Annotated in this window: 19 protein-coding genes; 8 read left to right on the top strand and 11 right to left on the bottom strand. The window is 74.8% G+C overall.

The window, feature by feature from the left end:
- Positions 1 to 9: 9 nt before the first annotated feature.
- From ACFT5B_RS03955 to ACFT5B_RS03940, 4 genes are all read right to left on the bottom strand, one after another.
- Positions 10 to 648 carry a DJ-1/PfpI family protein gene (locus ACFT5B_RS03955; protein ID WP_386796668.1) on the bottom strand — a complete coding sequence of 213 codons (639 nt, stop codon included), beginning with the start codon at positions 646 to 648 and terminating at the stop codon, positions 10 to 12.
- A gap of 64 nt (positions 649 to 712) precedes the next feature.
- On the bottom strand, positions 713 to 994 hold the full coding sequence (locus tag ACFT5B_RS03950) for an acyl-CoA carboxylase epsilon subunit (protein WP_386796667.1): 282 nt from the start codon (positions 992 to 994) through the stop codon (positions 713 to 715).
- Positions 981 to 1,517: a hypothetical protein gene (locus ACFT5B_RS03945; protein WP_386796666.1), complete on the bottom strand. Its 537-nt coding sequence runs from the start codon at positions 1,515 to 1,517 to the stop codon at positions 981 to 983. Before ACFT5B_RS03945 ends, ACFT5B_RS03950 begins: the two co-directional genes overlap by 14 nt.
- Before the next feature lie 10 nt (positions 1,518 to 1,527).
- Entirely contained in the window at positions 1,528 to 3,144 is a 1,617-nt protein-coding gene (locus ACFT5B_RS03940) for an acyl-CoA carboxylase subunit beta (protein WP_386796665.1), read from the bottom strand.
- A gap of 119 nt (positions 3,145 to 3,263) precedes the next feature.
- Here ACFT5B_RS03940 and ACFT5B_RS03935 point away from each other — a divergent pair, with 119 nt between their 5' ends.
- Together ACFT5B_RS03935 and ACFT5B_RS03930 are read left to right on the top strand one after the other, a co-directional pair.
- Positions 3,264 to 4,181, top strand: coding sequence for a biotin--[acetyl-CoA-carboxylase] ligase (locus ACFT5B_RS03935; protein WP_386796664.1), 918 nt, complete (start codon positions 3,264 to 3,266; stop codon positions 4,179 to 4,181).
- Complete coding sequence (locus ACFT5B_RS03930) at positions 4,178 to 5,230, top strand: adenylate/guanylate cyclase domain-containing protein (protein ID WP_386796663.1); 1,053 nt, start codon at positions 4,178 to 4,180, stop codon at positions 5,228 to 5,230. Before ACFT5B_RS03935 ends, ACFT5B_RS03930 begins: the two co-directional genes overlap by 4 nt.
- 191 nt (positions 5,231 to 5,421) lie before the next feature.
- Here ACFT5B_RS03930 and ACFT5B_RS03925 read toward each other — a convergent pair whose 3' ends face one another.
- The 5 genes from ACFT5B_RS03925 to ACFT5B_RS03905 all read right to left on the bottom strand — a co-directional run bounded on the left by ACFT5B_RS03925 (position 5,422) and on the right by ACFT5B_RS03905 (position 10,394).
- Complete coding sequence (locus ACFT5B_RS03925; RefSeq protein WP_386796662.1) at positions 5,422 to 7,113, bottom strand: DUF222 domain-containing protein; 1,692 nt, start codon at positions 7,111 to 7,113, stop codon at positions 5,422 to 5,424.
- 132 nt (positions 7,114 to 7,245) lie between these two features.
- Positions 7,246 to 7,407: a hypothetical protein gene (locus ACFT5B_RS03920; RefSeq protein WP_386796661.1), complete on the bottom strand. Its 162-nt coding sequence runs from the start codon at positions 7,405 to 7,407 to the stop codon at positions 7,246 to 7,248.
- A 57-nt stretch (positions 7,408 to 7,464) separates the two neighbouring features.
- Positions 7,465 to 7,734, bottom strand: a complete 270-nt coding sequence (locus ACFT5B_RS03915; RefSeq protein ID WP_386796660.1) for a metal-sensitive transcriptional regulator — start codon at positions 7,732 to 7,734, stop codon at positions 7,465 to 7,467.
- A 47-nt stretch (positions 7,735 to 7,781) separates the two neighbouring features.
- Positions 7,782 to 9,536 (bottom strand): FAD-dependent oxidoreductase, encoded by a 1,755-nt coding sequence (locus ACFT5B_RS03910; RefSeq protein WP_386796659.1) that lies wholly within the window; start codon positions 9,534 to 9,536, stop codon positions 7,782 to 7,784.
- A gap of 102 nt (positions 9,537 to 9,638) precedes the next feature.
- On the bottom strand, positions 9,639 to 10,394 hold the full coding sequence (locus ACFT5B_RS03905) for an SOS response-associated peptidase (RefSeq protein WP_386796658.1): 756 nt from the start codon (positions 10,392 to 10,394) through the stop codon (positions 9,639 to 9,641).
- A 128-nt stretch (positions 10,395 to 10,522) separates the two neighbouring features.
- On the opposite strand from ACFT5B_RS03905, the gene ACFT5B_RS03900 reads away from it, so the two are divergent.
- Positions 10,523 to 11,866 (top strand): multidrug effflux MFS transporter, encoded by a 1,344-nt coding sequence (locus ACFT5B_RS03900; RefSeq protein WP_386796657.1) that lies wholly within the window; start codon positions 10,523 to 10,525, stop codon positions 11,864 to 11,866.
- A 64-nt stretch (positions 11,867 to 11,930) separates the two neighbouring features.
- On the opposite strand, the gene ACFT5B_RS03895 is transcribed toward ACFT5B_RS03900, so the two are convergent.
- Positions 11,931 to 12,842, bottom strand: coding sequence for a LysR family transcriptional regulator ArgP (locus tag ACFT5B_RS03895; protein ID WP_386796656.1), 912 nt, complete (start codon positions 12,840 to 12,842; stop codon positions 11,931 to 11,933).
- Between the two features lie 91 nt (positions 12,843 to 12,933).
- On the opposite strand from ACFT5B_RS03895, the gene ACFT5B_RS03890 reads away from it, so the two are divergent.
- The gene (locus tag ACFT5B_RS03890) at positions 12,934 to 13,551 is read left to right on the top strand and encodes a LysE/ArgO family amino acid transporter (protein ID WP_386796655.1); all 618 of its coding nucleotides are present in this window, start codon (positions 12,934 to 12,936) and stop codon (positions 13,549 to 13,551) included.
- A gap of 13 nt (positions 13,552 to 13,564) precedes the next feature.
- On the opposite strand, the gene ACFT5B_RS03885 is transcribed toward ACFT5B_RS03890, so the two are convergent.
- A complete protein-coding gene (locus ACFT5B_RS03885) occupies positions 13,565 to 14,803 on the bottom strand; it encodes a pyridoxal phosphate-dependent aminotransferase (RefSeq protein WP_386796654.1) in 1,239 nt (412 codons plus the stop codon).
- A gap of 160 nt (positions 14,804 to 14,963) precedes the next feature.
- Here ACFT5B_RS03885 and ACFT5B_RS03880 point away from each other — a divergent pair, with 160 nt between their 5' ends.
- The 4 genes from ACFT5B_RS03880 to ACFT5B_RS03865 all read left to right on the top strand — a co-directional run bounded on the left by ACFT5B_RS03880 (position 14,964) and on the right by ACFT5B_RS03865 (position 21,755).
- A complete protein-coding gene (locus tag ACFT5B_RS03880) occupies positions 14,964 to 16,247 on the top strand; it encodes a trypsin-like peptidase domain-containing protein (protein WP_386796653.1) in 1,284 nt (427 codons plus the stop codon).
- A 254-nt stretch (positions 16,248 to 16,501) separates the two neighbouring features.
- Positions 16,502 to 19,684 (top strand): 3-phosphoshikimate 1-carboxyvinyltransferase, encoded by a 3,183-nt coding sequence (gene aroA, locus ACFT5B_RS03875; RefSeq protein WP_386796652.1) that lies wholly within the window; start codon positions 16,502 to 16,504, stop codon positions 19,682 to 19,684.
- Positions 19,681 to 20,859, top strand: coding sequence for an acyl-CoA dehydrogenase family protein (locus ACFT5B_RS03870; RefSeq protein ID WP_386796651.1), 1,179 nt, complete (start codon positions 19,681 to 19,683; stop codon positions 20,857 to 20,859). The genes aroA and ACFT5B_RS03870 overlap by 4 nt, the downstream gene beginning before the upstream one ends.
- A 26-nt stretch (positions 20,860 to 20,885) precedes the next feature.
- Positions 20,886 to 21,755 (top strand): SDR family oxidoreductase, encoded by an 870-nt coding sequence (locus tag ACFT5B_RS03865; RefSeq protein WP_386796650.1) that lies wholly within the window; start codon positions 20,886 to 20,888, stop codon positions 21,753 to 21,755.
- Position 21,756 lies beyond the last annotated feature (1 nt).

Below are 21,756 nucleotides of genomic sequence, written 5' to 3'. Positions count from 1 at the left end.
GAGCCCGCGCTAGTCGACGAGCCCGTGGACCCGTGCGAACGGGTCCCAGGACGGGTCGCGGTGGACGTCCAGCTCCGCGGCCGTCGTCGCGAGCTCGGCGACGCCGTCGCCCAGCAGCCGCGCCATCAGGGCGGCCGTCATGTCCATGCCCGCGGCGACGCCGGACGACGTCCACCGGTCGCGGTCCTCGACCCAGCGCGCCTGCGCGACCCACTCGACGGACGTGCCGTGGCCCTCCACCCACCGGAACGCCCTCTTGTTCGACGTCGCCCGGTAGCCGTCGAGGAGCCCCGCCGCCGCGAGGAGAGCCGAGCCCGTGCAGACGGAGGTCACGACGCGCGCCCGGCCCGCCCACGCCGCCAGCCAGGCGAGGAACGCGTCGTCGACCGCGAGGGGGCGGGTGCCCGCGCCGCCGGGGACGAGGACGACGTCCGGGTCCGCCGCGGACGCGTACGACGCCGTCGCGACGACCTCGGTGCCCTGCGAGCTGGGCACCGGGCCCGCGTCCGGCCCCACGAGCTCGACCGACACGAGGTCCGGGACCGTACCCAGCAGCTCGACCGGCCCGAACACGTCGAGGAGCTCGAAGCCCTCGAACAGCACGACGGAGACGCGCCGCGGAGCGCTCGGTGCCTGCGGGTTCGTCATGCGGCCGAGCGTAGCGGTGGTGCGACGCCGCGGCGGCGTGCCGCGGTGGTCCTACGCGGCGGCGCTACGCGCGCAGGCTCCAGCGCCACGCGTCGGCGTTGTGCCGCCCCGCGCGCCCCCCGAAGCTCTTCGCGGTGCCGCTGTTGCCGCGCATCGTCCGCACGCGGTTCGTCCACTCGTCGACGGGCGCGGCGTCCGCGGGCACGCTCAGGCCGGCAGCCGCGGCCGCCAGACCTGCGACGAGCGCCGCGACCTCGATCTCGTCCGGGGCGCCGCGCACGACCCGGACCTGGGCGGCCGTCGTCGTCTCCTCCGGCGCGCCGGACCTGCCGTCAGGACTCGTCATCGTCGTCCTCGTCGTCGAACAGCCCGGGCTCGCCACGCGACGCCGCCCACTCGACGACGTCGAACCCGGCGCCCACGAGCTTGGTCACGGTGTCCTCGCCGGCCTCGTCGAGCAGGTCGATCACGGTGCCCATCGACGCGTCGGTCGGGCGCGTCGGAGGAGTCACGACGAAGCCCAGGTAGAAGACCTCCGCCTCGGCCGTCTCGCCCTCCGCGTGCTCGTGGTCGTGCTCGGCGGCCTCGTCCTCGCCCCACGTCAGCGTCGTGAGGTCGGGATGCATGCCGAGCCTCGAGTGGAGCGCGTCGAAGACGCCCGCGTTGTGCGTCGCGATCCGGGTCTCGAGCGCGAGGATCCGCGGGTCCTCGTCGGCCTCCGCCGCCCCGAACTCGGCGCGCACGCCCACCGCCGTGTCCACGTACTCGTGCAGGGCGCGCGCGAGCTCGTCGACGGCGTCGTGCAGAGGTGCGGCGTCGACGGCGCCGAGCGGCGCCGGGCCGTGGGTGATGTCGTCGTGGTCGCTCATCGAACGCTCCTCACAGCGGGATGTTCCCGTGCTTCTTGGGGGGCAGGCTCGCGCGCTTGCTGCGCAGCGCACGCAGCGCGCGGACGACCTGCACGCGGGTCTCGGACGGCGCGACGACGCCGTCGACGTAGCCCCGCGCGGCGGCGTCCCACGGGTTGACGATCGCGTCCTGGTACTCGTCGACGAGGCGGAGGCGCTCGGCCTCCACGTCCTTGCCGGCCTGCTCGGCGGTGGCCAACGTCCGGCGGTGCAGGATGTTCACGGCGCCCGACGAGCCCATGACGGCGATCTGCGCCGTCGGCCACGCGAGGTTGACGTCCGCGCCGAGCTGCTTGGACGCCATGACGATGTACGCGCCGCCGTAGGCCTTGCGCGTGATCACCGTGACGAGCGGGACGGTCGCCTCGCCGTACGCGTAGATGAGTTTGGCGCCGCGGCGGATGATGCCGTTCCACTCCTGGTCCGTGCCCGGCAGGAAGCCCGGGACGTCGACGAGCGTCAGCACCGGGATGTTGAACGCGTCGCACGTGCGCACGAAGCGCGCGGCCTTCTCGGCGGCGTTGATGTCGAGCGTGCCCGCCATGGCGAGCGGCTGGTTCGCGACGACGCCGACGCTCTGCCCCTCGACGTGCCCGAAGCCCACGAGGACGTTCTTCGCGAACAGCGGCTGGACCTCGAAGAAGTCGCCGTCGTCGAGGACGTGCTCGATCACGGTCCGCATGTCGTACGGCTGCGAGTCCGAGTCGGGGATCAGCGTGTCGAGCTCGAGGTCCTCGTCCGTGACCTCGAGGGGGACGTCGTCGGGGATCCACTGCGGCGGGTCCGCGAGGTTGTTCTGCGGCAGGTAGCCGATGAGGTGGCGCACGTAGTCGATCGCGTCGTCCTCGTCCGCGCCCAGGTAGTGCGCGACGCCCGACCGCTCGTTGTGCGTCTGGCCGCCGCCCAGCTCCTCGAAGCCGACGTCCTCGCCCGTCACCGCCCGGATGACGTCCGGGCCGGTGATGAACATGTTGGACGTCTTGTCGGCCATGACGATGAAGTCGGTGAGCGCGGGGGAGTAGACCGCGCCGCCCGCGCTCGGGCCGAGGATGAGCGAGATCTGCGGGATCACGCCCGATGCCGCGACGTTGCGCCGGAAGATCTCCGCGAACTGCGTGAGCGCCGCGACCCCCTCCTGGATGCGCGCGCCACCGCCGTCGGAGATGCCGATGATCGGGGCGCCGGTGCGCAGCGCGAGGTCCTGGACCTTGGTGATCTTCTGGCCGTGGACCTCGCCGAGGCTCCCGCCGAAGGCGGTGAAGTCCTGGCTGTACACGCACACCTGGCGGCCGTCGACCGTGCCGTACCCGACGACGACGCCGTCGCCCGGGATCTTGCGCTTGTCGAGGCCGAAGTTGGTCGACCGGTGCGTCGCGTACGCGTCGAGCTCGACGAAGCTGCCCTCGTCGAGGAGCGCCTCGATGCGCTCGCGCGCGGTCTTCTTGCCGCGCGCGTGCTGCTTGGTCCGGGCGTCCTCCTCCGGCTGCTCGACGGCGGCGCGGCGGCGCTCCGCGAGGTCGGCCAGCTTGGCGGCGGTGCCGGTCAGCCGGGCGGGGGTCTCCGGCGTGGCGCTTGAGTCCTGGGTCACCCTGCGAGCCTAGTTGGTGGGTGGCGCCAACTCGACGATGGCGACGCGCGGTCTCGTCCTCTCGGTTTGGAGGTTGACGACAACGCTCGCGTCGGCGGCCTTCCCCGCACACTGGTGCCATGACCCCCGATCCCGCCTCGCCTGCCGCCCGCTCGCCGCTCGACGCCGGCGCGCTCGCCGCCGTCCTCCTCGCCCCGCGTGGACCGCTCGCGAGGGTCGAGGTCGTCGCCACGTCGAGATCGACGAACGCGGACCTGGCGGCAGCCGCGGTGGCCGGGCCCGACGACTGGCCGACGCCCGCCCTCCTCGTCGCCGACCACCAGACCGCGGGCCGGGGCCGCGCCGGGCGGACCTGGGAGACGCCCGCGCGCGCCGCGCTCACGTCGTCGCTGCTCGTCGCCCCGGGCGTGCCGGTGCGCCGGCTCTCGTGGCTGCCCCTGCTCGTCGGGCTCGCCGTCGTGCGGGCACTGCGCGCGACGACCGGCCTCGAGCCGGTCGTCAAGTGGCCGAACGACGTCCTGCTGCCCGCGCTGGACGGAACCGACGTGACCGGCTGGGGTCCGTACCGCAAGGCCGTCGGCATCCTCGTCGAAGGGCTGGCCGACGGCCGCGCCGTCGTCGGGGTCGGGATCAACGTCAGCCAGGCTCCCGAGGAGCTTCCCGTGCCCAGCGCCACCTCGCTGGCGGCGTCCGGCGCGCCGGACGTCGACCGGGCCGTGGTGCTCGAGGCCCAGGTTCGCGAGCTCGTGCGGATCCTCGACGCGTGGCGCGCCGCCGATGGGGACCCGCGCGCCGCCCGGCTCCCCGGGGGCGACGGCCTGCCCGGCCTGGCCTCCGCCGTCGCCGACGCGTGCGTGACGGTGGGCGCGCGCGTCGCCGTCGACCTCGTCGACGGGACGCGGCTCGACGGCGACGCGTACGGGCTCGGCCCGGACGGCGAGCTGCTCGTCCGCGCGGACGACGGCAGCACGCGGTCCGTCGTCACCGGTGACGTACGCCACGTCCGTGCGGGCGGCGCGGCTACCCTGGGCGGGTGAGCAGCGAGGACCGCGGGCCGGCACGGGTCGACGACCCGACCGCCGGCGTCCTCGAAGACCACCTCCTCGACGACCACCTCCTGGGCGGGCCCGCCGCCCGGACCGCCCCCGAGGTCGCGGCCGAGCTGGGGACGGGAGTCGAGTTCGTCCACGAGTCGTGGCGGGCACTGGGCCTCTCCGCCGTCGACGACGACGAACGCATCTTCACGGACGACGACGTGCGCGCGCTCCGGGAGATCCTCCAGCTCGCCGACGACCAGCGCCTCGACCCCAGCACCGTCACCACCCTCCTGCGCTCCACCGGGCACACCATGGACCGGCTCGTGCTCTGGCAGGCCGAGGCGCTCGTCGGGGACCTCGTCGAACGGCAGGGTTTCGACCCGGTCGCGGCCAGGCTCGAGCTCCTCGACCGGCTGCCCGGGATCGCGCCCGTGCTCGAACGGCAGCTCACGCACGCGTGGCGCCGCCAGCTCGCCGCGTACGCGGGCCGGTACGCCGTCGAGTTCTCCCACGCCCGTGAGCAGGGGGTCTCCGGCCAGGGGGAGCTCCGGCTCGCCCGCGCGGTCGGGTTCGCGGACATCGTCGACTTCACCAAGCGCACCGCCGGCTTCGAGTCCATCGAGCTCGCCCACTTCGTCCAGGACTTCGAGTCCGGCGCGCGCGACGTCATCTCGGCCGCCGGCGCGCGCGTCGTCAAGACCATCGGCGACGCCGTCCTCTACGTCGCCGACGACGTCGCCACCGGGGCCGAGGTCGCCCTCGGCCTCGCCGAGGCGCCCGCGACGCGCGGCGAGCACGGCGTCCCCGTGCGCGTCAGCCTCGTGTGGGGGCGCGTGCTCGCCCGGTTCGGCGACGTGTTCGGGCCGAGCGTGAACCTTGCAGCCCGCCTCGTAGACATCGCCGACCCCGGCAGCGTCCTCGTCGACCGCGACACCGCCGGGCTGCTCGCCGACGACGCACGGTTCGCGCTCACCGCACGGCCCGGCGTCGAGGTGCAGGGGCTCGGCATGATCGAGCCCGTGCAGCTGCAGCGCGCGTACCGGGGCTGAGCGTGTAGCTACGTGAGATCCAGCGGTTGGCGCGTGCCGTCCAGCGGCTGCACGACGATCGGGACCGCGCCCGGTGCGGCCGGACCTGGACACTGGAGGAGCGCCGCCGCGGTGCTCGCTCGTACCGCATTGCGCGCAGCATCAGGCGCGGCGCAGCGTTGAAACGAGCCGACGTCGGAGCATGCGGGGCGCTAGTACGGCGGGTCGTCGTCCGGTAGCGCCGATCTCTGTCGCGATGTGGTCCGGACGGCTGACGCTCGGCGGGTGGTCGGGCCGGGAGGGACCGCAGGGTCGGTCGGGTGAGCGGCGGCCGTGTAGTCGTGACCGGACGGCGCTGACCACGTGATCCCGCCGCCCTCGTCTCGACGGGTTTGCCAGCCGCCGTGCGTCTTGGCGTTGTGGTGCGCGCGGCACACGGGATGAAGGTTCGCGGCGCACGTCTGCCCGGTGATCCGCTGGGAGGAGTCGAACGGCTCGACGTGGTCGAGGTCGCACCGGGCTGCCGGGACCCGGCAGCCCGGGAACGTGCAGGTCGCGTCGCGGGTCCGGACCAGATCGCCTAGCACGACGCCGGGCCGGTAGGTGGTCCGGGACACGTCGGTGGCGGCGCCGGTCGCGGGATCGGTGAGGATCCGGCGCCACGTCGCGTCGTCACCGGCAGCGAGCGCTCGGGCGAGCGGCGCGGTGATCGGGCCGTAGCCCGCGAGGTGCCCGGGCGCCTCGTCGGCGCCCAGGAGCGTCGTCGCCGCGACCGTCACGTTGACCACGGTGCGCACCGCGGAGGAACAACCGGCCCCGCTCGTGTCGGACTCGGCAGTGTCGGACGCGGCAGCGCGCGACGCGGCCCGGTCGGACTCGGCACGATCGGACTGCACGCGGTCGGACTGCGCGCGATCGTCGGCGGGGCCCTCGATGCGGGCACCGGTGCAGCCATGGATGACGAGATCGGTGAGAGTGTCGGCGCGGACCTGTGCGAGCGTCCGGGTCTCGCCGGCGGCGCGGACGACGTCGCGGGAGGTCGCGTCGAGCCGGGCCCAGAGCCGGGCGGCGTCCGCGGCGGGCAGCAGGGCGGTGAGCCAGGCCATCTGGTCGGGCGCCGGGTCGATCCAGACGTGACGGCGCGCCACCGCCTCTTCGGCTCGCCGGGTCGCGCCGTTCGGATCGGACTCGATCGCCGCGCGCCGCAGCCGGTCGCGAAGCTGGGCGGGCGTGAGCCCAGTGGCCGGACCAGGACGCTCCGCCGTGCCGACGAGGTCAGGCGCCACCCGGAGGCGCACGGCGACGGGAACGGCCTCGTAGGACACCAGGACGTCGGCGCGGGCGGTGTCGATCCGACCGTCCGCGAGCGCGTCCGCGACCTGCGGCGACGCCGCGAGCCCGGCCGCCCGACCCACCAGCGCGGCGGCTGCGTGCCGGGACGTCACGAGAGCGGCCGTGAACTCGTGGACGACTGCCTCCGCGGCCCGCGACGACGAACCGCCACGGGCCAACAGCTCGTCGATCACGACGGCTTGCTGCGCGGCCGCCCAGGACGCGACCCGCTGCCACGCCACCACGGCGTCGACCAGTGCGTCGTCGCCGACCTCGGAAGGCTCGAGCCGGGCAAGTCGAGCGGCGAGGTCCGGCACGTCCAGGGGTGGTGCCGGAAGCGGGTCGATCCTGTCCGCAAGCTCGCCGTCGGCCGCGCCTTCGGGAGCGTCCGCACGGTCGTCGGCCGGCTCGGAAGGCGACGCCAGGCCGACCAACCTCGCGATGAGGTGCGCGAACGCGACCTCGAGCACCGAGGCCTCCCGACCCCGCGCGGGCGACGCGAGACGTGCGGCGAGCGGAGTCGTGCACAGAGCATCGCGAGGAGGGGCCTCGGCGCGCTCAGACTCGAACATGTGTTCGATTCTAGCCCATCGAGCGGCCTCTGACCAGGGGCGACATCGGTCGGTGGATGACCCGCGCTGCCGCCCGGGGAGCGTGGTGCTGAACCCGTGCGTTGGCGCGGGGCGGGTGCGGGCTGTGCCCGCTCAACGCCCCAGGAGGCGCGAGAAGAAGGTGCTCTTCGGGGCGTCGGGGTGGCCGTCGCACCACTCGGCGGCGGGCACGGTGCGGCGGACGTCGTCGACGTGCTGGCCGCAGCCCTTCCAGGTCGTCTTGCCGCAGGTGCTGCAGGTGGTGGGGTAACACATGGGGTTCGTCTCCTCGGTGCCGGGGATGGCGGTCGGGTACCGGTGGGTGGGGAAGGCTCAGGCGAGCATGAGGAAGAGCTTCTCGAGCTCCTCGGTGGTGAGGCCGTCGGCGGTGCCCTCGGGATCGCCGACGCAGTCCTTCATGGCGGACGACACGATCGCGAAGCCGGCACGGTCGAGCGCGCTCGACACGGCGGCGAGCTGGGTGACGACCTCGCGGCACGAGGCGTCGTTCTCGACGGCGTTCACGACGGCGTCGAGCTGGCCGCGCGCGCGGCGCAGGCGGTTGACGATCTTGCGGCGGGCCTCGGCGTCGGGCGTGGTCATCGGTGCTCCTCGGGGTGGCGGGTGGGGTGCGCGGGTGCTGCGCGAGGTCAGGCGGCGCGGTCGTCCACGCGGACGGCGTCCTCGTCGGGCCGCACGAGCACGACGGTGGCACGGGGGCCGAGCGCGGCGCGCAGGGTGAGCATCCCGCCGGACAGCGAGGCGCTGTCGAACCCGTGCTGGGCGAGCACGCGGTGCGCGAGGTAGGAGCGCACCCCGGACTGGCACAGGACCCGGACGGGACGCCCGGCCGCGGCCGCGCGAACCTCGTCGAGCCGGTCGCGCAGCTCGGTGTGCGGGACGTTGAGGGCGCCGGGGACGTGCCCGGTCGCGAACTCGTCCCGGCTGCGGGCGTCGAGCACGAGCGCGTGCGCGGTGACCTCGTCCAGCTCGTCCGCGTACCAGAGCCGCAAGGTGCCGTCGACGACGTTCGAGCCGAGCAGCCCGGCCATCGTCACGGGGTCCTTGGCGGCGCCGAAGGGTGGCGCGTAGGCGAGGTCGAGGTCGACCAGGTCGTGCACGGTGAGGTGGGCGCGCAGGGCGGTCGCGAGCACGTCGATGCGCTTGTCGACCCCGTCGGGGCCGACGGCCTGGGCGCCGAGGATCCGGCCGTCGTCGGCGTCCACGTGCACGACGAGGTGGAGCTGCGCGGCACCGGGGAACCAGCCGGCGTGCTGGGTGGGGTGCAGGTGGAGCGTGCGGTAGGGCACGCCCAGTGCGTCGAGGTCCGCGTGGTTCGCGCCGGTCGTGGCCGCGGCGAGCCCGCCGACGCGGACGATCGCGGTGCCGAGCGGGCGCGGCACGGACCGGGCGGTCGGGTGCCCGGCGATGTCGTCGGCGACGAGCCGGCCGGCGCGGTTCGCCGGCCCTGCGAGGGTCACGGGCCGGCGTGCCCCCGTGACGGCGTCGACGCTGGTGGTCGCGTCGCCCGCGGCCCAGACGCACGGCAGCGAGGTGCGGCCGCGCTCGTCGACGACGATCGCGCCGTCCTCGCAGCGCACCCCCGCCTCCTCGAAGACTCGGGTGTCGGGGCGCACGCCCACGGCGAGCAGGACGACGTCGGCCTCGAGCCGCGTCCCGTCGGCGAGCGCGACGACGTCGTGGTCGGCGAGGTGCTCGACCGCAGCGGCGCCCGAGCCCGCGTGGACGTCGATCCCGAGCCGCTCGAGCTCGTCGGTCACGAGCCGCGCGAGCTCGGGCTCGAAGGTCGACAGGACGTGCGCGGACCGCTGCACGAGCGTGACGTCGAGCCCCCGCTGCGCGAGCGCCTCGGCGGCCTCGAGCCCGATGAACCCGCCGCCGAGCACGACGGCGCGGCGTGCGGTGCCCACGAGCGCGCGGAGCGCGGCCCCGTCGGCGACGGTGCGCAGGGTGTGCACGCGCGGCGAGCCGAGGCCGGGGAGGGGTGGGCGCGCGGCGACCGCACCTGGTGCGAGGACGAGCGCGTCGTACGCGAGGTCGGTCTCGCCCTCCGGCGTGCGCACCCGGACGGTGCGAGCGTCCGCGTCCAGCCCGACGACGTCGTGCGACGTCCGCACGTCGAGGTTCAGCGCGGCGCGCAGGCTCGCGGGCGTCTGGACGAGGAGGTCGTCGGGCTCGGCGATCTCGCCGCCCACGAGGTAGGGCAGCCCGCAGCCTGCGAACGACACGTGCGGGCCGCGCTCGAGGACGACGATCTCCGCGGTCTCGTCGAGGCGGCGGAGGCGCGCCGCGGCGCTCGCACCCGCAGCGACCCCACCGACGACGACGTAGCGCCGAGCGGGGGTGTCGGGGTGCGCGGACGGGGTGGCGGTGGGGCTGAGCATGGACCGACCATACCCCGGGGGGTATCCACGGGTCACATCGATGCGGCCAGTTGTGACCCGTTCGACACGGCCGCGCCGGGCGGCGCACCCGGCCGCGACCCGTCAGTCGACGGGTGCCAGCAGCGCAGGGGAGTCGTTGTTCACGTTGCTCACCAGCGACGACACCTCGCGGAAGCGCATCAGCTCGGGCGTCTGGCCCAGCAGCGCCGACGCGCCCTCGGCCCCGACCGACGGGTCCAGCCACGCGTCCCACGCCGACCGGGGGAGCACGAGGGGCATGCGGTCGTGGATCCCGGCCAGGTCGTCGCTGGCCGGCATCGTGACGATCGTGGTCGACACGAGCCAGCGGCGCGGGTCGTCGGCCGCCCGGCTGGGGTCCCGCCAGAACTCGTAGAGGCCTGCGAGGGCCGCGACGTCGTCGTCGGCGGGGGTGATGTAGTACGGCTGCTTGGGCGTTCGCGCCCGGCCCGACGGGCTCGAGCCCGGCGCCGGCTCGAGCTTCTTCCACTCGTAGTAGCCGTCCGCGGGGACGAGGCAGCGCCGGGCCGCGAACGGCTTGGCGAACGCGGGCTTGTCGACGAGCGACTCGACGCGCGCGTTGATCATCCGGTTGCCGACCGACGGGTCCTTCGCCCAGCTCGGCACGAGCCCCCATCGCGCGAGCCGCAGCGACCGCTCGACCGGGCCGTCCGGCTCGCCCTTCGGCGTCCGCTCGACGACGATCCGCACGTCCTGCGTCGGGGCGACGTTCCAGCTCGGGGCGAGCTCGCGCACCGCGGGCTCGACGAGGGCGGCGTCGATCGCGAAGGCGTCGGCGAGGTCCTGGGCCTCTCGGAAGGAGGCGTAGCGGCCGCACATGGGTCCATCGTCGGCCATGCCGCCCACATCCGACCGCCGTCCGGCGTCGCGGGCCCGGCACACGATCGTCACACGGTGCGCCGCGAATTCACGAGGCCTGCTCGAAACGATTCGATAGGATGGCCGTCGTGACGCGTGCCGACGACCCCGATGATCCGAACCCCACCGCCGACCTGACCTCCACCCGGGCGCAGCCCCTCGCCCCCGCGCCCCGCCCGAGCCTCCGCTCACGCCTCCTCGCGGGGCCTCGCACCGGTCCCCGCTCGACCGCCGCGTGGATCCTCCTGCTCGGCTCCCTCTCCGCGCTCCCCGCCTTCACGACCGACATGTACCTGCCGGCCCTGCCGGACGTCGCGCACGACCTGCACACCACCGACGCCGGCGCGCAGGTCACCATGTCCGCGATGCTCATCGGCGCCGCGCTCGGCACCCTCGTGATCGGCCCGCTCTCGGACCGGTTCGGCCGCCGCGGCCCGCTGCTGGTCGGGCTCGCGGGCCACGTGGTCACGTCCGTGCTGTCGATCATGGTCCCGAACATCACGATGCTCATCGTGCTGCGCGTGATCCAGGGCTTCTTCAACGCGTCCGCGTCCGTCACGAGCATGGCGATCATCCGCGACCGCTTCAGCGGTGCCGAGGCCGCCCGCATGTTCTCCCGGCTCATGCTCGTCATCGGTCTGTCGCCGCTGCTCGCGCCGACCGTCGGGTCGCTCGTCGAGGGCTGGGGGAGCTGGCACGGGATCTTCCTCGTGCTCGCGCTCATGGGCGTCGTGCTCGGGGCCGTGGTGCTCCGCGCGCTCCCCGAGACGCTGCGCGTGGAGCGCCGCGTCACCGGCGGGCTCCCGGCCGCCCTGCGCGGGTACCGCACGCTCGTCCGGGACCGCCGGTTCCTCGCGCTCGCCGTCGTGCCCGGGCTCGGCATGGCCGTCGTCATGAGCTACGTGTCCGGCTCGCCGTTCGTGTTCCAGGAGCACTTCGGGCTGTCGTCGGGCGCCTTCTCGCTGCTCTTCGCCGTGAACGGCCTCGCGCTCGTCGCGTCCGCGCAGGTCAACGCGGCGCTCGTCCGCAAGGTCGCGCCGATCCGCCTCCTGCGCACGGCCCTCGTCGTCCAGCTCGTCTTCGCGGCCGGGCTCGTGGCGTTCGCGGTCACCGGCGTCGGCGGGCTCCTGGGCGTGCTCGCCGGCCTGTGGCTCGTCCTTTCGATGCAGGGCATGGTCCCGTCGAACGCGTCGGCGCTCGCGCTGACCCGCCACGGCGAGATGGCCGGCACCGCGTCCGCCGTGATCGGCGCGCTCCAGACGGGCATCGCGGGCGTCGTCAGCCCGCTCGTCGGAGTGCTCGGCGCGACCGCCGCGGCCATGAGCTCCGTGATGCTCGGGGCCATCGCGGTCGCGATCCTCGTGCTCGCCGTCGCCACGCCCGCGTTCCGCCGCGAGGGCGGGTTCCACGCGGGGGTCGCCGCGTCGTCCTGACCGCGTCCGACGACGGCACGCGCCGGGCGGCGGCACGCGCCGGGCGTCACGGCTTCCGGTGGGCTCAGGCGATCGGGCGAAGCGCCCGCGCCGCGGTCTCGCGCACCGAGGCCGCGAGGGCGTCGAGCGCCGCCGACCGGACCCGCCACTGCTGCCAGTGCAGCCGGACGTCGTCGGCGCCCGCCTCGTCCAGCACCACGAGGTCGCCGCGCGCCACGAGCTCGTCGGCCTGCTGCTCGGGGACCATGCCCCAGCCGAGGCCCAGCCGGACGGCCTGCGCGAACGCGGACGAGCCCGGCACGTGGTGCCGCGGCGGGTCGATCCGGCGTTTCGTCTTCCGGCGCAGGTAGCGGTCCTGCAGGTCGTCCTTGCGGTCGTAGACGACGACCGGCGCGGCGGCCAGGGCGTCCGGCGTCACGTCGGGCGCGGTCCGGGAGCCGAACCACCGACGGCTGAACGCGGGCGAGGCCGCGGGCAGGTAGCGCATCGCGCCGAGCGCCTGGACGGTGCAGCCCTGCACCGGCCGCGCCTGCGTCGTGATCGCTGCCATCACCTCGCCGTCGCGCAGGAGCTCGACCGAGTGGTCCTGGTCCTCGCGCCGCACGTCCACCGCCACGCCGTCGCCGAGCCCGGCGAGCGCGGGGACCGCCCACGTCGAGAGCGAGTCGGCGTTGACCGCGACGGGAAGCACCACCCGGGGCGCGCCCGCGCGTCCACCCGTGCCGGCGAGCGCGGCGTCGGCCTCGGCGACCAGCAGCGCGACCTGACGCGCGAGGCGCAGCAGCTCGCGCCCGTCCTCCGTCGGGGTGACCGGCTTGGTCCGGCGGACCAGGACCCGGCCCGCCTGCGCCTCGAGCGCCTTGATCCGCTGGCTCACCGCCGACGGCGTCACGTGCAGCGCGCGGGCGGCGGCGTCGAACGTGCCGTGGGAGACGACGGCGTCGAGCGCGCGGAGCTGTGCGAGATCCCAGTCCATGAAGCGATGCTAACGAGCCGTGAGAAATCGTCATCGCGCTACAGACTGATCGGGGCCCCGGAGCCTGCGGTCGGACGCTAGCGTCGTCGTCGTGGACTCCCTCGCCGCCGGGCTTTCCGGTCTCGCGTTCGGCCTGTCGCTCATCGTGGCGATCGGCGCGCAGAACGCGTTCGTGCTGCGCCAGGGCGTGCGACGCGAGCACGTCGGGACGGTGGTGCTGATCTGCGCCGCGAGCGACATGGTGCTCATCGCGGCGGGCACCGCGGGGCTCGGCGCCGTCGTCGCGCGGTCCGACGCGGTGCTCGAGGTGGTCCGCTGGGTCGGGGCCGCGGTGCTCGTGGCCTACGGCGTGCGGTCGGGCCTGCGGGCGCTGCCCCGGCACGACCCGGGGGCCCTCCACCCGGCGGGCCAGCGACCCCCCGCGGCGCTCGGCGCGACGGTCCTCACGACGCTCGCGCTCACGTGGCTCAACCCGCACGTCTACCTGGACACCGTCCTGCTGCTCGGTTCCGTCGCGGCCGGCCACGGGACGCTCCGCTGGGCGTTCGCTGCGGGCGCGTGCGTCGCGAGCTGGCTGTGGTTCGTCGGCCTCGGATACGGGGCGCGGGCGCTCGCGCCCGTGTTCGCGCGGCGCGCGGCGTGGCGCGTGCTCGACGGCGTGATCGCGGTCGTCATGGTGCTCGTCGCGGTGTCGCTCGTCCTGCGCTGAGCCGCGGCAGCCGTCAGCGCCCGAGCGCCCCGAGCCGCCCGACGGCGTCGCGCAGCACGTCCTCGCGCTTGACGAACGTGAACCGCACCCAGGACCGCAGGGCGCGCTCGGTATCGGACCCCGCGGTGCAGAACGCCGCGACCGGCACCCCGACGACGCCCGCCAGCTCGGGCAGCCGCCGGCACAGGGCGGTGCCGTCGTCGAAGCCCAGGGGAGCGGCGTCGGCCAGGACGAAGTACGTGCCCCGCGGGCGCACGACGGCGAAGCCCGCGGCCTCCAGCCCGGCGCACAGCAGGTCGCGGCGCGCGGCGAGGGAGGTGGCGAGCTCGCGGGGATAGGCGTCGTCCGCGAGCGCCCGTGCGACGGCGGGCTGGAACGGCGCCCCCGAGACGTAGGTGAGGAACTGCTTGACGGTCCGCACCGCGGTGACCAGGGGTTCCGGCCCGGTGACCCACCCGATCTTCCAGCCCGTGAGCGAGAACGTCTTGCCCGACGACGACACCGTGAGCGTGCGCTCCGCCATGCCCGGGAGGGTCGCGAGCGGGACGTGGGCGGCACCGTCGAACGTGAGGTGCTCGTAGACCTCGTCCGTCACGACGACGGCGTCCGCCTCCCGGGCGACCGCGGCGACCCCCTCGAGCTCGGCCCGCGTGAGCACGGTGCCCGTCGGGTTGTGGGGCGTGTTGACCAGGATCACGCGGGCCCGCGGGGTCACGGCGGCGCGCAGCGCGTCGGCGTCGAGGCGGAACCCGTCCGGGCCGGGCACCAGCGGGACCGTGACGTGCCGGGCGCCCGCGAGCGCGATCCCCGCGGCGTACGAGTCGTAGAAGGGCTCGAGGGTCACGACGTCGTCGCCCGGGCCGGCCAGGGCGAGGAGCGCGGCGGCGAGCGCCTCGGTCGCGCCGGTCGTGACGAGGACCTCCGTCTCCGGGTCGAGCGTCAGGCCGTAGTGGCGTTGCTGGTGCCCCGCGATCGCCTCGCGCAGAACCGGGATGCCGGGGCCGGGCGGGTACTGGTTGGCGCCGTGCTCGGCGTCCGGGGCGATCGCGTCCGCGGCCGCGCGGCGGATCCACGCGGGCCCGTCGACGTCCGGGAACCCTTGGCCGAGGTTGAGCGCCCCCGTGCGGGCGGCGAGCGCGCTCATCTCCGCGAACACCGTCGACGCGACCGCGCCGTCGGGAGCGAGGAGCCCGGTCGCGCGCGCCACGTCGCGCCAGCGGCCGGGAGGGGAGGCGAGTCGCTCGGACGGCATGGCGGCAGCCTAGCGAGCGTTCCCCGGCGGCTCTCAGGTTCCCAGCCGGCTGGGAGGAGACTCACAGGGGACGCAGGGCGCGCGACAGCACGCGTCTCACGTCTGGGGCGTGGTCTAGGAGTCGGGCACCAGCCGGTGCCGTGACCCGAGGAGGACCACGATGACCGAGCACGAGCACGAGCAGCAGGGGCGCACGCCCGACGGCGTCGGGCAGGTGCCGTCGCCGCCGTCCGCCGACCCCACGTTCCAGGCCGCCCCGGCCGGTCCGCCGGCACCGCCCGCGCCTCCGTTCGCACCGCCGCAGCCCCCGACGGCCCCCGCGGCCGGTCCGGCGCAGCCCGCGCCCGACCAGGACGCCGCGGCCGGGTCCGCGGCCCCGGCCCCTGCCCACACCCGCACGTCCCGGCGCGTCCTCGCGGGCTCCGTCGCGGGCGCCCTCGTGGTCGGCGCGCTGGGCGGCGCCGGCGTCACCGCGCTCGTGGGCGGCGGCCAGTCGGCCGAGGCCGCGGGCGGCTCGTCCGTCGGCAGCCAGGTCGGCGGGCCGGGCGGCAGCTTCCCCGGACAGGGGACGGACGGCTCCGGCGCCGGCACCGACGGCTCGGCGCCCGGACAGGACGGGTCCGACCAGGTGCCGTCGGGCCCGCCCGACAGCACGGACGGCTCGAGCCAGGACGGCTCGAGCCAGGACGGGACCGGCACGGGCTCCGGAGCCGGCACGGGCTCGGCGGACGGCACGTCGACCGCGCTCGAGCAGACGACGGCGACATCGGCCGAGGCGACGGGCGTCGTGGTCGTCGAGGCCCTCGTGGACGGCGGCCGCGCCGAGTCGGCAGGCACCGGGATCGTCCTCACCTCGGGCGGCGAGGTCGTGACCAACGCGCACGTCGTGGAGGGCGCGACCGAGGTCCGCGTCGTCGACACCTCGACCGGCACGACCTACGCGGCGACCGTCACGGGTGCATCGACCACGCACGACGTCGCCGTCCTCCAGCTCAGTGGCGCCTCGGGCCTCGCGACGGCGACGCTCGACACGAGCGACGACCTCGCGGTCGGGGACGACGTGACCGCCGTCGGGAACTCGGCGGGGACGGGCGACCTGCGCGCCGCCGACGGCACCGTCACGGCCCTCGACCGGACGATCACGACGGCGCCCTCGGTCGGCGAGACCAGCGAGACGCTCACGGGGCTCATCCAGGTCGACGCCGACGTCGTGTCCGGCGACTCGGGCGGCGCGCTGCTCGACGCGCAGGGCGAGGTCGTCGGCATGACGACGGCCGCCTCGACCGGCACGGCTGACGTCGAGGGCTACGCGATCGACATCGAGGACGCGCTCACCGTCGTCCACGAGATCCTCGGCGAGACGTCGACGGGCGTCGGCACCACGGCGTACGTCGTCCTCCCCGGCGGCGAGCTCCTGACCCTCGAAGGCGCCCGCGAGTCCTGAGATCCCGGGCTTCCGGGGCTCCGGCGGCCCGCGCCCGTCCCCGAGCAGCCGCGACACGACGTCCCGCCTGGTGGCAAACCTACGGTGCCGAAGCCTACGGAGGGGTAACCTCCGCAGAAGCCAGGCTGGACGTGCGACGACGCCGCGCCAGACCTCCACGACGAACGACGGGGAACCGTCCCCGCCCGTCCGCCGCGCGTCCGACGCGGGCCGCCCGTCACGTCCGCACCACGTGAGAGCGGAGGGTGTCGACGATGCAGCTTCGGGTCGCAGGGACGGGCGACGCGGTGGTCGGGGAGCTCGAGGTGCCGGTGTCCAAGTACCACGCCCACCGGGCGCTGGTGCTGGCGTCGCTGGCCCCCGGGCGGAGCGTGGTGACCGGGGTCTCGCGCACGCGTCAGGTCGAGTGGACGACCGGGGTGCTCCATGCGCTGGGCACCCGGATCGAGGTCGTCGGGGACGACTACGTGATCGACGGCGGGCCGTACTCCACGGCCCGCGCCGGCGACCTCGTGGACCACGGCTCGCGCGCCGAGGACGGGGTCCTCGACGTCGGGTCGTCGGGCACGACCCTCTACTTCATGACGGGGCTCGCGGCGCTCGCGGACCGGCCGGTGACGCTCACGGGCATGAAGTACTTCCGGCGCCGGCCGATCAAGGCCCTGCTCGACGCGCTGCGGGAGCTGGGCGTCGAGCTCGAGTCGGACGCCGACCGGCCGCCGATCACCGTCCAGCCGCGGCGACCGCGCGGCGGCGAGGCGCACATCGCCGGGACGCTGTCGCAGTGGTTGTCGGGCCTGCTGCTCGTCGCACCGTTCGCCGAGCGGGACACGACGATCCACGTGACCGGGGGACACCTCAACGAGCGCCCGTACGTCGAGCTGACCGTGCGGATGATGCGCCACTTCGGCCTCGTCGTCGAGCCCGAGGACGACTGGCTGACGTTCCACGTGCCCGCGAACCAGACGGCGACGCCGGCGCGCTACGAGCTGCCGCCCGACATCGGGTCCGCGGCGTTCGGGATCGCCGCGGCCGCCGCCCACCCGTCGGACGTCCTGCTCCGGGGGCTGCGGGCCACGCGCGCCGCCGACACCGACCATCCCGAGGCCGACTTCCTCGACCTCGCGACCGCGATGGGGGTCCCGCTCGAGCGTGACCGGGCGACCGGCTTCGTGCGCGTGCGCCACGACGGGTCGCCGCTCGCGCCCGTCGACGTCGACTGCGGTCCCATCCCCGACCTGCTGCCCGTGCTGTCCGCGATGGCATCGTTCGCCGACGGGACCAGCCGGTTCCGCAACGCCGGGCACGTGCGGCTCAAGGAGTCCGACCGCGTGGGCGCGATGCTCCAGCTGGGGCGCCTCGGCGCGGACGCCGGGCTCGTCCGGGGCGACGAGCTGCACGTCACGGGCGCGCGGCGGCTGCGCGGCGCGCCGCTGTCCTCGTTCAACGACCACCGCGTCCTCATGGCGCTGTCGGTCGCGGCGACGCGCGCCGAGGGCGTCTCGACGCTCACCTACCCGCACGCGTACCGCATCTCCTACCCGGAGTTCCTCACCGCGATGAACACCGTCGGGCTCGACCTCGCGGTCGTCGACAGCGCGCAGGCGGCCTCCGAGCTCGAGGACTGGACGTCGTCGGGCACGGCCGCGGACGACGTGTCGGAGGCCGAGGCGGGCGGCCTCGGCGCGCACGCCGCGCCCGACGACGGCACGCTCGTCCTGTCCGACCGGGTGCGCGAGCTTGCGCGGACCCGCGGGGACGAGACGGCGGTCGTCGAGGTCGGGCCGGACGGCCCCGTCGCGACGACGTGGCGCGAGCTCCAGGACGAGGCCGACCGGGTCGCCGCGCTGCTCCTCGAGCTCGGCGTCGAGCACGGCGAGCCCGTCGCGCTGCAGCTCCCGAACTGGCGCGAGTTCGTCGCGATCGCGCTCGGCGTCATGCAGGTGGGCGGCGTCGTGACCCCGATCATGCCGGTGTTCGGGCCGCGCGAGACGTCGATGACGCTCCAGCGGTCCCGAGCCCGTGTGGTCCTCCTCCCGACGACGTACCGGCGCCGGCGGCCGCCGCTCGAGCTGCTCGAGGCCGCGGACGAGGCCCGTGCGGCCGGCCGACCGGTGTCCGTCGAGCACGTCGTCGTGCTGCGCACGCAGGCCCGGGGCCGCCCCGGGACGCGGGTCGGCGAGCCGCCGCTGCCCGTCGAGGCCGCCGAGTCGCGCCAAGCCCAGGAATGGACGTGGCGCTACTACGACGCGTCGCTCGCCTCGCTCGGCGACGGCGCCGCCGCACGGGTCGCGGCGGCGGGCCGCGTCGTCCGGCCCGACGACGGCTGCCAGCTCCTGTTCACGTCCGGCACCACGGGCGAGCCCAAGGGCGTCCAGCACCGGCACCGCACCCTCGCGCGCGCGACCGCGATGGAGGTCGCGCACCTCGGGCTCGGGGACGAGGACCGCGTGTACGTCCCGTCGCCGCTCGCGCACCAGACGGGCTTCCTCTACGGCATGCTGCTCGCCTGGAGGCTCGGGGTCGCGTCCGTGATCCAGCCCGACTGGGACGCGCGGGTCGCGCTCGACCAGGTCTTCGGCGCGCGGGAGGACGCGGGTCGCGCGACCTTCGTGCAAGCCGCGACGCCGTTCCTCACCGACCTGGTCGCGGCGGTCGAGGCCGGCGCGCCCGCGCCGTCGACGCTGCGGATCTTCGTCCCGACGGGTGCCGCGGTCCCGCGGGCGCTCGCCCGCCGCGCGAGCGACGTGCTCGGGTCGGCGATGCTCGGCGCGTTCGGCACCACCGAGACGTGTCTGGGAACGCTCGCGGGACCCGGCGACCAGCCCGAGGACGCGTGGGGAACCGACGGCAGGCCGCTGCCGGGGATCCGCATCCGCATCGTCGACGACGACGGCCACGAGGTGCCGACCGGCACGGACGGCCACTACGAGCTGCTCTCGCCGACCATGTTCGACGGCTACCTCGACCGCCCCGACCTCACGGCCGACGTGTTCACGCCCGACGGCTGGTACCGGACGGGCGACCTCGCGCACGTCGACGAGCACGGGTTCCTGCACATCACGGGCCGCGTCAAGGACGTCATCAACCGGGGCGGCGAGAAGGTGCCGGTCGTCGAGGTCGAGAACCTGCTCTACCAGCACGCGCTCGTGGCGGACGTGGCGATCGTCGCGATGCCCGACGCTCGTCTCGGGGAGCGCGCGTGCGCGTTCGTCGTCCCCGCGCGGCCCGACGAGCGCCTCGCGTTCGCGGCGATGCAGAAGTACCTCGAGGCGGCAGGGCTGTCGAAGTACTACTGGCCCGAGCGGCTCGAGCACCTCGACGTCCTGCCGCGCAACGCCGTCGGGAAGATCCAGAAGAACGTGCTGCGGGAGCGCGCTGCCGCGCTGGTCGCCGCCGAGGACGCCGCACACCAGAGCAGAGGAGGACGCGCATGAGCGCCGTCGTCGAGAAGCCCGCACCGCTGGACGAGGTCGCGTTCGCGGACCTCAAGGACGAGCTCACGGCGTGGGTGACCGGGCCGGGCGAGGAGTGGTCCGAGCGGATCGAGGCGTCGGGCGACGTGCCGCCCGAGCTGTTCGCGGAGCTCCGCGAGCGGGGCTACCTCTCGCTCGCGGCGCCGCCCGAGCTCGGCGGGCGGGGCATCCCGTTCCCGCGCTACCTCGAGCTCATGGAGATCGTGTCGCGCTCGCACGCCTCGATCCGGATGCTCGTGCACGTGATCAACGGCACGTGGCGCGCGATGGCCCCGTACGCGACGCCCGCGCAGCTCGAGGAGGTCGTGCGCCCGTCGGTCGCGGGGGAGAGGCTGGTCGCCTTCACGCTCACGGAACCCACGGCAGGCACCGGCGCGGACCTCCGCACCACGGTCAGGCGCGAGGGCGACACCTACTACCTCAACGGCGAGAAGCACCTCATCACGTTCGGCGTGACGTGCGACTGGTGGCTGCTCGCGGCCCGGCTCGAGGGCACGCGCGGGCACGACGGGACGGTCGCCCTGCTCGTGCCCAACACGGGCCTGCCGGGCGCCGAGGTGGTCGACGACTCCGACACCATGGGCGTGCGCGGGACCGACCACGCGATCCTCCGGTTCCACGACGTGCCCGTGCCCGTGTCCGCGCGGCTCGGCGACGAGGGCCAGGGGCTCGAGGTCGCGCTCGGCGGCTTCCTCCTGCCGTCGCGCGTGTCGGTCGCGATGAGCTGCGTGGGCCTCGCGGAGCGGGCCCAGGAGCTCGCGATCGAGTACGCGAACCGGCGCGAGACGTTCGGCAAGAAGCTGCGCGACCGGCAGGCCGTGCAGTTCTACCTCGCCGAGAACTACGCCGACATCGCGTCCGCGCGGGCGCTCGTCCTGCAGGCCGCGCGCGCCTACGAGGACGGTTCCCCCGACGCGGGCGCCCTGTCGAGCGCGTCGAAGATGGTCGCCGTCGACATGCTCGGTCGCGTGACCGACAAGGCCCTGCAGATCCACGGCGGGCAGGGCTACTGGCACCGCAACGCCATCGAGCGCGTGTACCGCGACGCGCGGGCCCAGCGGTTCGAAGAAGGCACCAACGAGATCCAGAAGCTCGTCGTCGCACGCGCCGTCCTCGACGGCACCGCCGGCTTCTGAGCCCCCGAGAGCAGGAGAAGACCCGCATGACCACTCCCGACCACCCGCCCGTCGCCGTCGTCACCGGAGCCTCGCGCGGCATCGGCAAGGTGCTCGCGCTCAAGCTCGCCGGGCGCGGCGTCGACGTCGTCGTCAACTACAAGACCAACGAGGACCTCGCCGAGAAGACCCTCGCCGAGGTCCGGGCCGTAGGGGCCGACGGTCTCGTCGTCCGCGCCGACATGGAGTCGCCCGACGACATCGACGCGCTGTTCGACGCCGTCAGCGAGCGCTACGGCCGGCTCGACCACTTCGTCGCGAACGCCGCCGCGTCGGCGTTCAAGCCCGTGGCAGCCCTCAAGCTGCACCACCTCGACCGGTCCTACGCGATGAACGTGCGCTCGTTCGTCCTCGGGGCCCAGCGCGCCGCGGAGCTCATGACGGGCGGCGGCCGGATCGTCTACCTGTCGAGCTACGGGTCGCTGCGCGCCTTCCCGACCTACGCCGCGCTGGGCGCCGCCAAGGCCATGGCCGAGTCGTACGTCACGTACATGGCCACCGAGTTCGGTCCGCGGGGCATCACCGTGAACGCCGTCAACGGCGGCCTCATCGACACCGACTCGCTCGAGTACTTCTACGAGCGCGTGCCCGGCATGGCGCCCATGGAGACCGTCCTCGAGAAGCTCCCGCTCCAGCGCCCCGGCACCGCGGACGACATGGCCGACGCCGTCGACTTCTTCCTGTCCGACAAGGCCGGGTACATCACGGGACAGGTGCTCTCCGTCGACGGCGGCCTCACCGTGATCGCGCCGCCGTTCTGGTCCGACACGAGCGGCGACCTGCGCGCCGCGGTGTTCGGCGCCGACGACGCCCTCGACGCGCGCGACGCCGCCGACCCCGCGGGCTCGCCGGAGTGAT

It is taken from the genome of Luteimicrobium sp. NPDC057192, from assembly GCF_042670205.1.
GTDB lineage: Bacteria > Actinomycetota > Actinomycetes > Actinomycetales > Cellulomonadaceae > Luteimicrobium.
The sequence above is the reverse complement of the archived record's forward strand: the minus strand, read 5'-3'. Positions and strand labels throughout refer to the sequence as shown.